The organism is Liquorilactobacillus mali (assembly GCF_001437155.1).
Taxonomy (GTDB): domain Bacteria; phylum Bacillota; class Bacilli; order Lactobacillales; family Lactobacillaceae; genus Liquorilactobacillus; species Liquorilactobacillus mali_A.
The window spans coordinates 13,383-30,200 of sequence record NZ_JQAR01000027.1 but is presented as its reverse complement, the minus strand read 5'-3'; the positions used below and the strand labels follow the sequence as shown (position 1 = coordinate 30,200).

Here is a 16,818-nt window from a genome sequence, read left to right as displayed (position 1 = left end):
TTAATTATGGCACAACTGTTCAGAAATTTATGTACCAAATACTAGGATAGGAGCAAATCCAATGATTAATACAATAGACATAGAAAAAATTGCTACCCTAACTCATAAACATAAAAGTCAATTGATAGTTGATAATACTTTTGCGACTTCTTATCTTTTATCCCCTTTAACTCTGGGAGCAGATATTGTGGTAAACAGTTTAACAAAATTCGCAAATGGGCATAGTGATGTCTGTCTTGGTTCCGTCACTGGTTCTAACGAATTTATCAAAAAAGCGTATGATCTTCAGGTTTTGCTTGGAACAACCGCAGCACCTTTTGACGCTTGGCTTTGCGAACGTGGAATGCGTACTATGGATCTTCGTGTTCAAAAACAGTCAGATAATGCTCTTGCATTAGCAAAGTTTTTGGAAAATAACAAATTTGTAAAAAGAGTCCATTATATTGGATTAGCTGACCATCCTCAGCATCAATTGGCAAAAAAAATATTTCCTAACGGCTATGGAGGAATGCTTAGTTTTGAACTTCCAGAAATGAAACTCTTCTTAACAAATTTTTAAATAAACTTACTTTTGTACACTATGCAATGACTTTGGGCGGTTACAGAACGACTGTCTCTCATCCTGCAACATCCTCACATTATGACATGCCACGAGATGAACGGTTAAAACTAGGAATTTCAGATGGTTTATTACGAGTATCCGTAGGAATTGAAAACATAAATGATTTAATTGAGGATTTTAAAAATGCTTTAACTGTATATGATGTGTAGCCTGACTTATTAAACGATCAGTGGGTGATATATTGAATGAATTATTCACTATTGGACAAACTTCAAAAATATTTGATGTTTCTGTTCAAACTTTACGTTACTATAGCAAAGTTGGTATTTTAATGCCGCACTTCGTCAATCCACAAAATGGATATCGTTACTATTCATACGAACAATTTCATATTATTGATAGAATAAAATACCTACGTCGACTTGGTTTATCTATCGACGAAATACGCACAATTTATTCAACTCCACAAACCACAGACGAACTAAAAAAAGACTTGGACACACAGGGCAAAAAACTTAACTCTGAAATAAAGCGACTTCAAAGATTGTCTGAGGAAGTCGATAGATATAAAAATTACTTTTCATTTAAAAGCAATAATGATATCGGCTATGTTCCTTATTCACTGCATAAAAATGAGCGCCAATTACTTTGTGTTTCTTGCAAAAATAAGACTCGTGAACAGTATCATATTGACCTTTTAAAGCTTAGACACAGTTCTCCTTACAAAGAACTAGAAATTTTTAGACAATTTGTTCTTATATTGGATGTGACTGACCTTAAAAAAAATATCATTACCCCATTAAAAATAGGCTTTTTCATAACGGACGAATGTTCTTTAAAAACTTCTTCAAATATTTTACAATTACCCGCTAATGATTTTATTTGTTTTCAAGGCAAAATATTAACTAATGATTGGTGTCCCGATTTTGCAATAAAAATTGCTGAAAAATTAGGTATTTGCGGAGCCGCTATTGCTTGTGAATACGAAAACAGTCTACTTGAATATAAAAAATGTGTTTATGAAGTAGAAATTCCAGTTGATCTTCCAAAAAAATGAAGTATAGTCCGCTTAGACACTTATTTAAAGGGTTATTTAATATTTTGTCTTTGATTAATAAAAACTTAATGAATGATCGCCAACTTTTTATCTCTAAATTAAATTTTATACTTGAAAATATCCGAAGTTAGCTTAAATCTCGAATTGTATAAAGTTGTTATATATTTTGTCATATTACTTTTTTGATAATCTAGGAGAAAAAATTAGTTCACATTGAACTGTCCTATGAATTCTATTTAACAGTAATAGTTTGACCTATTGAATATACGGAATGAACGGGTAAATTAGTTTAAATTTAACTTCTGACCACCTTCATTAGCTCTTAAAAACTGATTTGTGTAAAAAATTCTTTATAGGGCCAGCAAATCACAATTATATTTTAGATTTGCATATGTCCTTTTAAATATTCTATAAAACTGTGGTTTGTTTAACACAGAATAAAAAAGGCCTTAAGTCTACTCATATTATTGAATAGACCTAAGAGCCTTTTTATAGGGAAAAGTAAGGAGTCTTTTTATTTTTAACAGAAATCAAGCAACATTGAAGTTGAAAAACATTGATTTATGGGCATCCCCCGTCCATATTATATTGTCTCTTCATTCCCACTCTATCGTTGCAGGTGGCTTAGATGTAATATCATACACTACACGGTTAACATGATCGACCTCGTTAACAATTCGAACTGAGATTGCCTGCAAGACATCCCATGGAATCTTAGCAAAGTCAGCAGTCATTCCATCAATTGAAGTTACCGCACGAATTCCGACAGTATAGTCGTAGGTTCGACCATCCCCCATGACACCGACACTGCGGATACCAGGAAGAACGGTGAAGTACTGCCAGATTTCTCTCTCAAGACCGTGATTAGCAATTTCTTCACGTAAAATCAAGTCACTATCACGGACAATCTGGAGTTTTTCTTCTGTAATTTCACCAATCACACGGATTCCAAGACCTGGGCCAGGGAATGGTTGACGCCATACAAGTTCAGATGGCATCCCAAGTCGCTCACCTAATTCACGGACCTCATCTTTGAATAATGTCCTCAAAGGTTCAATTAACTGGAATTGAACATCTTCTGGCAGTCCACCAACATTATGATGCGACTTGATTGTTTGGGCAGTATCAGTTCCAGATTCAATCACATCAGTATAAAGAGTTCCTTGTGCTAAGTAATCAATTCCATCCAACTTAGCAGATTCATCATCGAATACACGAATGAATTCATTTCCGATAATCTTACGTTTCTTTTCTGGATCAGAAACACCAGCAAGTTTGTCCATGAAGCGCTTCTTAGCATCTACCTGGATAATATTCAAACCAAATTTGCCTTCAAGGCTTGCCATAACTTGCTCGACTTCGCCCTTACGCAACAAACCATGGTCTACAAAAATACTTGTCAATTGTGTACCAATTGCTTTGTGCAATAAAACACCTACAACTGATGAATCGACCCCACCTGACAAGCCTAGAAGGACCTTCTTATCACCAACAGTCTCGCGAATCTTAGCAATTTGCATATCAATAAAGTCATCCATTGACCAGTTATCATGTGCCTTACAAATATCAAAGGCAAAATGGCGTAAGATGTCATTGCCATGTTCTGTATTACGTACTTCTGGATGGAACTGTAAACCATAGAATTTCTTCTCATCATTTGACATAGCAGAGATTGGACAATTGGCACTTGTAGCCGCAACTCTGAATCCCTCAGGAACACTTGTTACCAAGTCACCATGACTCATCCAGACTGTCTGAGTGGCAGGTAATTCTTTGAACATCGGTTCATCAGCAGAAGCTACATGAATATCTGCCTTACCGTATTCCTTGTTATCAGCACTTTCAACCTTACCATCAAGCTCATTAGCCATTAGTTGCATTCCGTAACAAATACCTAAGATAGGAATTCCGAGTTTAAAAATCTCGGGATCCACGTGGAAAGCATCCTTATCATAAACACTATTAGGACCACCAGAGAAAATAATTCCCTTAGGTGCCATTTTCTTAATTTCAGCAGCTGTCAGGTTATGTGATAGCAATTCTGAATAAATGCCGAACTCACGAATTCGGCGGGTAATCAATTGATTATACTGGCTTCCAAAATCAAGCACAATAATCTTGTCAAAAGCCTGCATGTCAACATTAGTCAAGAAGTTTCACCTCATCTTCAAATTTTGGATCATTCACTACGTTCATTCTACCGATTAGAGCTTTAAGGGTCAAATCAATTTGCCCCAGTTTCAAGTAAATTCCGGACAATTTTTAGTATTTTCTAATATTTACGCAAAAAAAGTTCGTTTACTAAGTGATTTTGTGTCTTGTGTAAAATTAAATCTGCGCGATTTCTTGTTGGCAGGATGTACTCACGTAAATTTGGCCTATTTATAGTAAGCCAAACCTGTCTGGCCATTTTAGTTGCCTTAGCTCGATCACCGATCGCATATGGATAATAGTAGTTGGAAGGATCCTGAAAAGCCGTATCTAGTAGCGTTTCAAAGCGTTCGAGATACCAACCCTGAATCAAATCTTCGTGTGCATCTACATAGATAGAAAAGTCAAAGAAATCACTAACATATATTTGCTGATTACTTGGCAACTGCAGCACATTGATTCCCTCAACAATCAAAATATCAGGATTATCGACAACATCAAACTCATCAGGTACTATGTCATAAACCTTATGTGAATACTTGGGTGCCTTAGCAGGTAACCCGTTCTTCACATCATTAGTAAATGTCAATAGCCGTCCCATGTCGTAACTCTCTGGGAAACCCTTGCGCTGCATTATTTGACGTCTCTTCAATTCTTTATTCGGATACAAAAAGCCATCGGTTGTAATCAACTGAACTTTTTTCTCAGGATACGTTGTACTTAAAAGTGTCTGCAATAATCTGGCAGTTGTGCTCTTGCCTACCGCAACGCTTCCCGCAATTCCTAAAATAAAAGGGACTTTATGTGCTTCAATTCCTAGGAATTCTGCTTGCTGCTTCATTAGTTCTTGACGTGATTTCATATGAATCCCTAATAAATGAACTAATGGTTGATAGATGTCTTGAACATCATTTAGCGAGATACGATCATTGACAGATTTAATACGTGACAATTCTTCCACTGACAATGAGACCTGATATTTCTGATATAAATTACGCCACTCATCACGTGGAATCTTGTAATAATTCATCTGATTATACATTGCTACTCCCTACATGTGATTAAATTAAGGTTATTATAGCATCTTACAGGTTTGAATATTAGACTTTATTTGTAAGAGTATGATTCCGGTTTAAAAAATCTTCAAGTACTAAGATAAAATTACGAATACTTTACTATGAATAATTAGAGATTAGACGGAGAAATTTAACTTATAAAGTACATTTATCTGAAATAAATAGAGGAGCTAAGTCAAAATTTAATTTTTGACCCGCCCCCTAAAATCATGATGTTATATAGTTAGTATCTCTAATCCTCAATCAACTTGTAAGAATCAGACGAAATTCGCTCAAACAAAGTTGATAACTCATTCAGCGCAACAACATTTAATCGGTGCATTGCCCTTGAACAAATCGTATAAACCAATTGACGTTCATCCTCATCGTGGTAGTTTTTCTCGCTAGCATCCCACATTATCACTGCATCAAACTCCAACCCCTTCGCCAAGAAGGCAGGTACTATGATATTGCCTGCTGCCAAGCGCTGGTTTTCAGTCTTGATCAATGTTATATTGACTCCTCGCGAATGTAATTCATCTGTAAGCTTCTGGCATTGTGCTAAAGTCTTGCCAATAATCGCCGTTGTCAATTTTTCTTCATCATTACTTTGTAATTGCTCCATGACTTTTTGAATCATTCGTTCTTCGTCACTGAATACCTGTAATTCAGGCAATTCCCCCTTACGTTCAAAAGCCTCAACAGATGCTCCGCTGAGCAGAACTTGTTTTGTAAATTCGGTTATTTGTTTTGTTGAGCGATATGACTTAGTAAGTTGCACAACTTTGATTCCATCCTTAGGAAAAAGCTTGCTCATTTCTTCTAATAAGATGTAACTTTCTTTCTTAGTAAAAATGGCCTGATTCAAGTCGCCCAATACAGTAAAACGCGCCCTCGGAAAACTTGCCTTTAGGCATGCCAGCTGATACGGCGTGTAATCTTGGATTTCATCAATAAAGACATGTCGAATATCCAACTCTCCACGCTTACCGGTAATCAAATCATACAAATATAAGTATGGACTAACATCCTCCATCAGCATTTTCTTCTCTTTAATCGCGGTAATCACGCGTGTTATTTCTTTTTTCCATTGTTCCTCAGTAATTCCTGCTTGTTGAATATTCAATAAATCAGGAATACTGTTTAGAAAATGAATATATTGTGCATTGATATTTAAGAACCGATTACGCCGAATATCTCGTTGAATCTGCCTGTATTGTCCCATCACATACCGTTTTGTTAGGAAGTGCAATTCAGCATCTCCGTCTCCAAAATCGCGTGCATGGTCTCCGTAGAGCTGTGTTAGCTCTTCTGGGCTCAATTCCTGGACTGCTTTTTCAACCCATTCTTCCTTAGAAGCCTTATCGACTCGCCGACCAAGTTGTTTCAGCAATCGTTCTTTCGTAGCTTCAAGACGATTCCGCAAATGATAGTTCTCATTGAAACTATAGTAGATTTTTTCAATGTGTTCTTTATCAAAGAAAGTATCCCCTTTGAAACGAATATCCTTGAAACGCATCCCTTTATTTTCAAGAAAGTTACCATATGTTGTTGTTGCGTTAAAGAATTGCAGACTATCTTTCAGTCCTTGGATTTTTTTCTCTTCAGCTGTCTCAACCCGTTCAAAACGCTGCTGTAAAGTCTCAACTCTCAACTTAGGTAACCTACGCTGAGCATATTGGTAATACGTCATTTGAATCATATTTTGTTCACCCAAGTCAGGCAGCACTTGATCAACATAATCATTAAATAATTGATTGGGAGAAAAAAGAATTACTTGACTTGAAGTTAAATTGCCTCTAAAGCGATACAGTAAATAAGCAACTCGTTGTAAGACTGCTGAAGTCTTCCCCGAACCAGCCGCACCTTGAACAAATAGCAATTGTGCCTTAGTCTCACGAATAATCTGGTTCTGTTCTTTCTGAATTGTTGTCACAATACTCTTCATTTTTGTATCTGAAGAATCATCCAAAACATCTAGGAGCATCTGATCACCGACTGCTTCATCGGTATCAAAAACTGTTTGAATTTTGGCATTTTCTACTAAAAATTGGCGCTTTAACTTTACGTCAACTTTCTGCATTCCATCTGGAGTCTCATAGGATACTTCACCAATTCCTCCATCATAATAGACACTAGAAATAGGTGCACGCCAGTCATAGATTAAGAAATTATCTGGACGATCACTAAATGATCCCAGTCCAATGTACACAGATTCAGTCTTTTGTTCACCTTTTTCCTTAAAATCAATTCTCGCAAAATATGGTTTCTTTTCCAGCTTTGCTAAAACATCTAATCTCCTTGCAGCTAATTTCCAATTATTTTCACGTTCTTGCAGGAGTTGTTGTTGCTGTCTAACTGTCATCGCAGTTTCAAATATTCCTGAGTAAGATTCCGTTTTAATTCGTAGGTTATTTGAGAAGTCTTTTTTGATAGCTTGGGAATCTTTTTTTACACTTTCAATCTCTTTATGATGTTTCTTCTCGGCAGTCTTAATCTTACCAACTACATCATCCATTCTTCTTTGTTCTTTAGCCTTAATATCAGAATTCATTAAATTCCCCCCTGTTGCCTAAATTCTCGTCATACAATTTTAACACCTTTATTCGTTCCCCACAATTAAAGGATATTTTGCATTATTTAAAAAATTGTAAATCCTATGTAAAACACTAGCATTTAAGTTCAATTTTCGTTAAAATAATCTACAAATTAACTTTGAGGAAGTGATGTCTTGATTAGCAATGTACTCTATTTTTTATCCCATCTTCAACTCTACTTGTTGCCGTTAGTTGAGACATTAGGTGGTTGGGTGTATATTGCACTCTTCGCTATTGTCTTTATGGAGACTGGACTTGTAGTGTTCGCCTTTCTTCCTGGAGAATCCCTTGTCTTCTTTGCAAGCACTCTAGCTGCAATCACAGGCTCTTCTCTTGATATCAAAATTCTTGTCCCGGTATTCTTCTTTGCCGCCTTGATTGGTGATACGGTTAATTATGAAATTGGTCGTAACCTGCATAGGTTCCCGCTTTTTAGAAGACTCCTCTCCGAGGATAAACTTGCGAAAGCACGCGCCTATTTTGAAAAACACGGAGGAAAAACGGTAATGTTTGGAAGATTCATTCCTTTAATCAGAACTTTTATTCCTTTGATTTCAGGAAGCGCCCGTATGGATTACAAACGTTTTTCTATCTATAATCTACTTGGCGTATTGATTTGGGTTGTTTTAGGTTCTTCTCTGGGTTACTTCTTTGGACAACTTGATTTTGTCCAAAACAATTTTTCTGTCATCCTAGTATCCTTTGGACTGATATCAATCGTACCAGGAATCATGATCTCACTCTATCGTCTTATAAAAAACAGACAAGTTATTTAAAGTTAGCTTTTGTAAATCATTTATTGACTATATTAAGAAAAGGACTTTTTTCTGGTTTAATACCGTGATTAAGTCCTTTTTTCTGTCTCAAGGTTACTTGTGTTTTATCTATGACTTCAACGCAAGCTGAAAAGAATAATATAACTAACTATATTAAGAACTTTCATAGTCTTACAATTATCTGTATACTATTAATGTGCACTAAGCTAGTAAATTGGCTTTAAATTAGGAGGAGAAAAAATGGTTTTCACAATTTATTTTGTTCGCCACGGACAAACGATCTTCAATCATTACAATCGAATGCAAGGCTGGTGTGATTCACCGCTAACTGAAAAAGGAATATCTGATGCACATAAAGCTGGAAAAAGACTTGCATCAAAGCATTTCACTAGTATATATCATAGTGATACCTCACGTGCCAAGAATACATGTCATATTATTATGGATGAAAATAGTAATTCAAAAGAACTTCCTGAACCAACAGTTCTTCCACAGTTCAGAGAACAAGGATATGGATATTTTGAAGGTAATGATGCCAATCAAGCATGGTTTGTAGTAGGTGCCAGCCATAACTGCCGTTCATTTCCAGAAATAATCACGAAGTATTCAATTGAAGATTCACGTAACTTCATGAAAGAAGTCGACCCATTTCATAATGCAGAAAACAATGATGAATTCTGGAAACGAGTCAATTCTGGTTTCGACTATATTCGAAGTCAGCAAAAAGATGGTGATGAGGTCTTAGTTGTCAGTCATGGAACAACTATCCGTAGCATCGTTCATCGCTTCGCACCTGATATTGATATCGTCTCTCTCAGCCCTCAAAATGGCTCTGTAACAAAGATGATTGTTTCCGATAAATCAATTTCAGTTGAATATTTCAACCATTATACAGATGAACAAAACTATTAATAGTTTTAGAAGCTTAATTTAAAGTAGTAGAAGCTAGGTCAATTTTTAACTTTTGACCTAGCTTCTACTATTTTTTAATTCAACATTCACTCACTGCAATAGTCAGATTTTTCATCTCAACAACTATTGATTTACTTTGAAATGTACTTACCTGTTATTTCTCATAACTGGCAGCACGTTTTTTGTATTTAGCAACTTCGTCTTCTGAGCAACGGACAAAGTGTCCCGGTGTAATTTCATGCATCTTACGTGGTTTATTTTCATCGTCGTTTTCTTGCGATGAATCATAAACAATCTGCTTACGATTTCGTTCGAATTCAGGATCCGGAACTGGCACAGCTGAAATCAAGCTTGCTGTATAATCATGCAGTGGCTTAGTATAAACATCATCAGATGTCCCAACTTCCAAAAGCTTGCCGTAATGCATGACCCCAATTCGATCTGAAATGTACTTAACCATTGAAAGATCATGCGCAATAAAGAGATATGTCAATCCCTGTTCCCTCTGCAAATCCTTCAGCAAATTAACAACCTGTGCTTGGATCGAAACATCCAAAGCGGAGATTGGTTCATCAGCAATAATAAACTTAGGCTGTACAGCCAATGCACGTGCGATTCCGATTCGTTGACGTTGTCCACCTGAAAACTCATGTGGATAGCGACTTGAATGATCCTTATTTAATCCCACTATTTCTAGGAGATCCTCGACCATCTTGCTACGTTCCGCATCGTTTTTAGCCAGATGATGTATATCAATTCCTTCAGCAACGATATCCTTAATCTTCATTCTTGGGTTTAGAGAAGCATATGGATCTTGAAAAATCATCTGCATTTCTCTTCTGAATGCATGCATTTCTTGTTTTGTTTTTAACTTATTAATGTCTTGTCCATCAAAAATAATCTCACCATCGGTTGGTTCATATAAATGAATAATACTTCTACCGGTCGTTGTTTTACCAGAACCTGATTCACCTACAAGACCAAAAGTTTCTCCTTCATAGATATCGAAACTTACATCGTCGACAGCTTTGACCAAATCAGATTTCCCCACATTAAAATATTGTTTGAGGTGCTTAACTTCTAATAGCTTTTTCTTCTTTTCTGACATGGGTCTTCTTCCTTCCTAGGCCTTTACTGACTTATTGGCGCTCATCTTAGCAAACAGCTTTTGACGGCGCACAATCTCGGTTGGTGGAGTTACTTTTGGAGCATCTGGATGTAACAACCAAGTAGCAGCGTAGTGAGTGTCTGAGACCTTGAAGAAAGGTGGTTCTTTTTCAACATCAATCTTCATTGCATACGCACTACGAGCAGCAAAAGCATCTCCCTTTGGTGGATCCAACAAGTCAGGAGGAGTACCTGGAATCGCCTCTAACGACGTACTTGAAAGAGTTGGCATCGAATTCAGCAGACCCCATGTGTAGGGATGCTGTGGGTTATAGAAAATTTCATCAACTGTTCCATATTCAACAATTTTGCCTGCATACATTACGGCAACTCTATCCGCCATACCTGCAACTACACCCAAATCATGAGTGATAAAGATAATCGAAGTTTCAATTTTTGATTGAAGTTCCTTCATCAAGTCAAGAATCTGTGCCTGAATTGTCACATCAAGAGCAGTAGTTGGTTCATCAGCGATTAGTATCTCTGGATAACAAACCAGTGCAATTGCGATAACAATACGTTGACGCATACCACCTGAGAATTGATGAGGATATTCATTAATTCTCTTTTCTGGGTTAACGATTCCTACTAATTTTAGTATATCAAGGGCCTGAGCCCAGGCCTTTTTCTTTTCCATTTTCTTATGTTTCATTAATGGTTCAGCAATCTGCTGCCCAATTTTCATTGTTGGATCTAATGAAGTCATTGGATCCTGAAAAATCATTGCGATATCCTTACCACGAATATTCTGCATCTCTTTTTCGGATTTCTTCAAAATATCTTGGTCATGATACATAATTGACCCGCCAACAACTTCTGCATTATTTGCAAGTAATCCCATCAAACTCTTTGTTGTAACCGACTTACCTGACCCAGATTCACCAACTATTGCGAGTGTTTCACCCTTATCTAGATGAAAGCTAACATCACGGATGGCTTTGACGTCGCCAGCATAAGTGTGGAAATTGATTTCCAAATTTTTCACATCTAAAATTCTCTCAGCCATTTTGCCACCTACCTTCTAGTCTTTGGATCAAATGCATCACGTAAACCATCACCTAATAGGTTAAATGCAATCATCAGTACACACAATACGATTGCTGGATACCACATCTGATATGGTAAGAACTGGAAGTTCTTCTGTCCATCATTGAGTAACACACCAAGTGAAGTTTCAGGAGCACTGATACCAATACCAATGAAACTCAAGAAGGCTTCAAAGAATATTGCCGTTGGAATTGTATACATTGTTTGAATGATAATAATGCTTGAAAGGTTTGGAACCAAATGCTTCCAAGCTATCTTAGGCGCGGATTCTCCTAGAGAACGAGCAGCTAAGACATACTCTTGCGACTTGAGCTGCAACGTTTCCGCTCGAATCATTCTGGCCATCGTTGTCCAACTTGAAATCGCAATTGCGGCAATAATCGATGTCATACCTGGTTTTAGAACCAATAACATCAAAACAACGATAACAAGACTTGGGACGGACGAGATGATTTCAATAATACGCTGCATTACATTATCAACTCGTCCTCCTTTCCAACCGGATATAATCCCATATGCAACACCAATGGTCAGATCAAAGAATGTCGCTACAAGCGCTACTATCAATGAAACTTTTGTACCATAAATAATTCTTTCAGCGAGGGAACGACCTAAATAATCTGTCCCCAAAACAAAATATTTACCTGAGGGAATATTATTTTGCTTGTATTCATCTACCCATTGACCAGAAACCTTCAGCTTTCCATTCAGTCCGTTAATCGGAACACCAGGTATCTTTGCAGGTAAGTTAGCATAATTAGGTGCCGACTTAACCAGTGAAGCATGATCAATAAAAAATGACGAACCGAATGCCACAACAATCATCAAAACAATAATCCAAAGTGAGACGAATGCACCCTTATTCATTTTTAAACGGCGCCAAGCATCTTGAACGAAGGTTAATGAAGGAGCAGCAATTTTTTCGTTATCTAACTCTTCAGCTTTTGGTAAGGCCTCAAAGCTATCTGGACTTAATTTAATTTTTTCTTCCATCTGCTTAATCTCCATTTCCACTTAGTCGAATTCTTGGGTCAATGATTCCATAAACAATATCTGTCAATAAGATAACAACAACTAAACCTGCAGAGAACAGCATTGTCACACCCATAATCGTTGGATAATCATTTGTTGTAATTGACTTAACAAACTGTTCACCAATACCAGGAATAGAAAAGATATTTTCAATAACCATTGATCCTGTCATAAGGGCAACTGTATAAGGCCCAATCAATGTTACTAAAGGTATCAAACTATTTCTCAATGCATGATGATAGACTATACCAAATTTTGTTAATCCCTTAGCCCGGGCAAGTTCGATGTAATCAGAATTCAAAACATCTACCATCCCAGTTCGTATGAAACGAGCCGTTTCCGCGAGCGGTCCAACTCCCAAGGCAATTGTTGGTAACACTGTATAGCTAAAGCCACCCCAATCAGCAATTGGGAACCAACCCAATTTAAGAGCAATATAGAATTGCAATAATACAGCCAACACAAAGTTAGGTACTGATTTACCAATGATTGAAAGAATCGTGCATAAAGTATCAATCCAAGTATTTCTATTGATAGCTGCAAAAGAGCCAATAATAATTCCAACTAAAACACCAAAAATCATTGCTTGTAGACCCAATTGAGCCGAAGCACCAATTCTACTTGAAATCAAATATGAGACTGGCTGATTACTATATTGGAATGAAGTTCCTAAGTCTCCATGCAACATCCCACCAAGATAAATAAGGTATTGCAACCATACCGGTTTATTCAACCCATATTGTTCATTCATAATTTTAATCTGTTGCGGTGTCATCTTTTCTTGATTAGAGTACGGTGTTCCTGGCATTAATTTCATTAAAAAGAAAGTAATGGTTGCTACTAGGAATAACGTCAATAACATATAGAAGACACGCTTTAAAAGATATTTGCGCATAATTTTTCCTCACATTCTAGTTCTTACTCTTACTCCAAAGTTATGACAGACAATATTCATTGTACATTATAATATAATTTCGTTCCATACACCAATTGGGGGATAACTATGTTCAGTTAATCCCCCAATTAGCTTTTAATATTATTTTAACTCAACTAATTATTTTGCAATATAAGTGTTCTTAAAGTTGTAGTTAACCCCAGCAGCATTGTAGATAACACCCTTAACTTTTGATTTAACTAAAGTTGCAGTTGCTTGTTGATACAATGGAGAAATACCCTGGTCATTCAATAAAATCTTTTGTGCTTTAACTAAGTCATTCCAACGTTTTGTTGTATTACCAGCATCGGTTGTCTTAGAAGCTTCAATCAACTTATCGTATTCAGCGTTCTTCCACTTACCATTATTTTGTGAGTTGTCTGATGTAAATAGATCTAAGAAACTGATTGGATCAGCAAAATCAGCACCCCAACCTGTAACAACGATTCCAAAGTCTCCACTTTCTGAACGTGCTAAACGTGTCTTGAATGGCACATTTGAAACAGAAACTTTAGCGCCTGACAGGTTCTCTTCAATCTGACTTTGTAAGAATGTTGTAGAATCCTTGGCCTTATCTGTATCATCACTAAGTAATTGAATGTTCAATGATGTTACCCCAAGTTCCTTCAAACCTTTTGCCCATAACTTCTTAGCTTCTGCACGATTTGTTGCAACAGCACTCTTAACTGATGCTGCTGAAGCAAAATCTTCGCCATTCAATTTAGCTAAACCTGTTGATGCTAAACCTTTAGCTACTGTTGAGCCATCACCAAGAACCTTGTTTACAAATTGTTTGCGATCTATAACCAACGAAATAGCCTTACGGATATTAGCATTTTGGTATTCTTTCTTTGTTTGGTTATATTCGAGATAGAATGTTGAAGCCCCTTTACGAGTTACAAGTTCTTTAGAGTTAGCCAATTGTTTTGCCTGTTCAGCACTCAATGTTGTTTCATCTAACTTACCAGATTGATATAAGTTATATGAAGTTGTTGTACTCTTGTTAACCTTAAAGTTGATTGCTGAAAGCTTAACATCTTTCTTATCCCAATAATTATTATTCTTCTTCAATGTCCAGCTTAAGTTTGAACCAGTCCATTTTGTAAGCTTGAATGGTCCATTATATACCATATACTTAGAAGCTGTACCATATTTGCTGCCGTATTCTTTAACTGCTTTTTCATTTTGTGGGAAGAATACAGGGAATCCCATCAATAACTTGAAGTATGGAAGTTTCTTATCCAATGTTACAACTAACTTATAATTACCCTCAGCCTTAATACCTAAAGTAGAAACAGCTTTCTTGCCATTCATGATATCATCAGCATTTGCGATACCACTGAATAAGTAAGCATATTGTGATGCAGTTTTAGGATTTACTGTTCTCTGCCAACTGTAGACAAAATCTTTAGCAGTTACCTTTTGACCATTACTCCATTTAGCATTTTTACGCAGCGTAAATGTATATTTCATGCCATCGCTAGATACCTGTGTCTTGGTAGCAATTCCTGGTTCAATCTTGCTATCCTTGCCTAAACGATACAAACCTTCGTTTGTATTGTTTAATGTATCAAAACTTACAACATCAGTTGCCGTTGACAAATCCATTGTCGGCAATTCTGCTGTCTCGTTCCAGTTAAGTACTTGCTTTGATGCTGTAGAACTGCTCTTAGAGCCACAAGCTACTAAGAATAATGAAGACAAAGCTACAACTGTACCCAGCTTTGCGAATTTATTTATTTTCATCGCACTATTACTCCCCTTGTTCGTTTCAGATAAGAAACTATTTTTTTAACAGTGATTAAATCTTATATGATAATTAAATTAAATACAAGTATAAATTCTTAGTTTATTCATATTTCTTCCACATTTTGCCTGCATTTATGCAGTTTTTTTGAATTTTATAAAAATAAATATGGGCTTAGCTTTTTTATGCAAAGAAAAAAACGCTTTTATTCTTGCAAAATAAATAATAAAGTTACATCGTTAACACTTTTATGCATTTCTAATATTCGGCTTTAGCTTAATTAAAAATTGCTAAAAAATAATTATGTCTCTTTTTATCCTCTTTTTCACATCAACAGGTGTTAGCAATAAATGTTATACTTAAAATTAGTAGAGGAGGAATTTACGATGATTCCAGTTATTACCGCAGGTATCGAAGCACAACAAGAAAATTTTGACTATCTAATGGATGAATTAACAGAATTAGTAAAAGCAAATAATATGAATGTCGTTGCTGATGTCCGTCAACGACTGCAAAAACCAGTGTCTGCAACTTACCTAGGAAAGGGAAAGGTTTCGGAAATTGCCGAGATTGCACGTGCAACTGATGCACAATTTCTAGTCCTAAACGATGAATTATCTCCAACACAGATCCGTAATCTTGAAAAAAATACTGGTATCGCTGTCTTGGATCGTACAGAACTTATTTTAGAGATCTTCTCAAATCGTGCTCGCTCAAAAGAGGCACAGATTCAAGTTGAAATTGCACGTTTGAAATATAAGATGCCTCGTTTAAGAGTTGCACCAGATATCAAATTAGATCAACAAAGCGCAAGTGGTGCCTTAGCGAACCGTGGTGCTGGTGAAACAAAACTCGAATTGAATAGACGAACTCTTCAAAATAGGATTTCTTTCTTATCGCGAGAGCTAAAAGAAATTGATAAGGAATTTGAAATAAAGAGTAAATCACGTCGCAAGTCAAATCTGCCTAGTGTCGCACTTGTAGGTTATACAAATGCTGGTAAGTCAACCACAATGAATGGCCTACTTTCATTGTTTTCAGAGGAAGAAACCAAACAAGTCTTTGAAAAAGATATGCTCTTTGCGACCTTGGATACTTCTGTGAGAAACTTAAGTTTTCCCGATAATAAAAAATTTCTTCTAAGTGACACTGTTGGTTTTATAAGTAAACTGCCGCATAATCTGGTCGAAGCATTCAAGTCAACACTAGCCGAGGTTAGGGAGGCTGACTTATTAATTCAGGTAATTGACATTTCTGATCCGCACTCCAAGGAAATGATTGCAACGACAAACCAGACACTTGAAGAATTGGGTGTTAGCAATAAGAAAATGATTTATGCTTATAATAAAGCAGACAAAACTGACGCAGAATATCCTACTGTTGAGGGAATGAATATCACTTACAGCGCTCAAGATAAAACATCATTAGAGGAACTTGCAAATTTGATTAAAACGACCCTTTTCCCTGGTTATCAAAAAATGAAGTTTCTAATTCCTTTTACTTCAGGTAACTACCTTGAACGACTGAACTCTCAAGCAAATGTGCTCGATACTGAATACACTGTTGACGGCAGTATTGTAACAGCCGAAGTCTCCCCCATCCAGGCACAATATTTCTCTAAATTTGTTTATTCTGAGTAGGACTATTATAAAATTTTATGTATAAAAAAGCTGAGTCAAAACTAAATTTTGGCTCAGCTCTTCTATTTTATCTCAGATATACGTGTTCCATAAGTCGACATTCTCAATCCAAACTTGGATTATTCGTAACAAATTACCGTC

14 protein-coding genes are annotated in these 16,818 nt (G+C 36.4%); 6 read left to right on the top strand and 8 right to left on the bottom strand.

Features of this window, described 5'->3' with window-relative positions:
• Positions 1 to 61 precede the first annotated feature (61 nt).
• Genes IV36_RS09800 through IV36_RS09795 form a run of 3 tightly spaced genes read left to right on the top strand, consistent with a single transcriptional unit; the run spans position 62 to position 1,619 of the window.
• The gene (locus IV36_RS09800) at positions 62 to 559 is read left to right on the top strand and encodes a PLP-dependent transferase (protein WP_056992127.1); all 498 of its coding nucleotides are present in this window, start codon (positions 62 to 64) and stop codon (positions 557 to 559) included.
• A 26-nt stretch (positions 560 to 585) separates the two neighbouring features.
• On the top strand, positions 586 to 771 hold the full coding sequence (locus IV36_RS12510) for a PLP-dependent transferase (RefSeq protein WP_268872860.1): 186 nt from the start codon (positions 586 to 588) through the stop codon (positions 769 to 771).
• A 32-nt stretch (positions 772 to 803) separates the two neighbouring features.
• Positions 804 to 1,619 (top strand): MerR family transcriptional regulator, encoded by an 816-nt coding sequence (locus IV36_RS09795; RefSeq protein WP_056992126.1) that lies wholly within the window; start codon positions 804 to 806, stop codon positions 1,617 to 1,619.
• Positions 1,620 to 2,215: 596 nt separating this feature from the next.
• Here IV36_RS09795 and guaA read toward each other — a convergent pair.
• The 3 genes from guaA to helD form a co-directional block, all read right to left on the bottom strand.
• Entirely contained in the window at positions 2,216 to 3,754 is a 1,539-nt protein-coding gene (gene guaA, locus IV36_RS09790) for a glutamine-hydrolyzing GMP synthase (protein ID WP_187328448.1), read from the bottom strand.
• Positions 3,755 to 3,891: 137 nt separating this feature from the next.
• Positions 3,892 to 4,812 carry a type I pantothenate kinase gene (coaA, locus tag IV36_RS09785; RefSeq protein WP_056992122.1) on the bottom strand — a complete coding sequence of 307 codons (921 nt, stop codon included), beginning with the start codon at positions 4,810 to 4,812 and terminating at the stop codon, positions 3,892 to 3,894.
• Positions 4,813 to 5,078: 266 nt separating this feature from the next.
• Complete coding sequence (gene helD, locus IV36_RS09780) at positions 5,079 to 7,379, bottom strand: RNA polymerase recycling motor HelD (RefSeq protein ID WP_056992120.1); 2,301 nt, start codon at positions 7,377 to 7,379, stop codon at positions 5,079 to 5,081.
• Between the two features lie 177 nt (positions 7,380 to 7,556).
• Here helD and IV36_RS09775 point away from each other — a divergent pair, with 177 nt between their 5' ends.
• Both IV36_RS09775 and IV36_RS09770 read left to right on the top strand, forming a co-directional pair.
• Entirely contained in the window at positions 7,557 to 8,198 is a 642-nt protein-coding gene (locus tag IV36_RS09775; protein WP_056992118.1) for a VTT domain-containing protein, read from the top strand.
• 240 nt (positions 8,199 to 8,438) lie between these two features.
• A complete protein-coding gene (locus tag IV36_RS09770; RefSeq protein ID WP_056992116.1) occupies positions 8,439 to 9,110 on the top strand; it encodes a histidine phosphatase family protein in 672 nt (223 codons plus the stop codon).
• Between the two features lie 154 nt (positions 9,111 to 9,264).
• Here the strand turns inward: IV36_RS09770 and IV36_RS09765 are convergent, their stop codons facing one another.
• From IV36_RS09765 to IV36_RS09745, 5 genes are all read right to left on the bottom strand, one after another.
• On the bottom strand, positions 9,265 to 10,218 hold the full coding sequence (locus tag IV36_RS09765) for an ABC transporter ATP-binding protein (protein WP_056992114.1): 954 nt from the start codon (positions 10,216 to 10,218) through the stop codon (positions 9,265 to 9,267).
• A gap of 15 nt (positions 10,219 to 10,233) precedes the next feature.
• Positions 10,234 to 11,283, bottom strand: a complete 1,050-nt coding sequence (locus tag IV36_RS09760) for an ABC transporter ATP-binding protein (RefSeq protein WP_056992112.1) — start codon at positions 11,281 to 11,283, stop codon at positions 10,234 to 10,236.
• 8 nt (positions 11,284 to 11,291) lie between these two features.
• Positions 11,292 to 12,317, bottom strand: coding sequence for an ABC transporter permease (locus tag IV36_RS09755; RefSeq protein WP_056992110.1), 1,026 nt, complete (start codon positions 12,315 to 12,317; stop codon positions 11,292 to 11,294).
• A 4-nt stretch (positions 12,318 to 12,321) separates the two neighbouring features.
• Entirely contained in the window at positions 12,322 to 13,251 is a 930-nt protein-coding gene (gene opp3b, locus IV36_RS09750; RefSeq protein WP_056992108.1) for an oligopeptide ABC transporter permease, read from the bottom strand.
• Between the two features lie 159 nt (positions 13,252 to 13,410).
• Positions 13,411 to 15,036: a peptide ABC transporter substrate-binding protein gene (locus IV36_RS09745; protein WP_056992106.1), complete on the bottom strand. Its 1,626-nt coding sequence runs from the start codon at positions 15,034 to 15,036 to the stop codon at positions 13,411 to 13,413.
• A gap of 387 nt (positions 15,037 to 15,423) precedes the next feature.
• On the opposite strand from IV36_RS09745, the gene hflX reads away from it, so the two are divergent.
• Positions 15,424 to 16,677 carry a GTPase HflX gene (gene hflX / locus IV36_RS09740; RefSeq protein WP_056992104.1) on the top strand — a complete coding sequence of 418 codons (1,254 nt, stop codon included), beginning with the start codon at positions 15,424 to 15,426 and terminating at the stop codon, positions 16,675 to 16,677.
• The last annotated feature ends 141 nt before the right edge of the window (positions 16,678 to 16,818 follow it).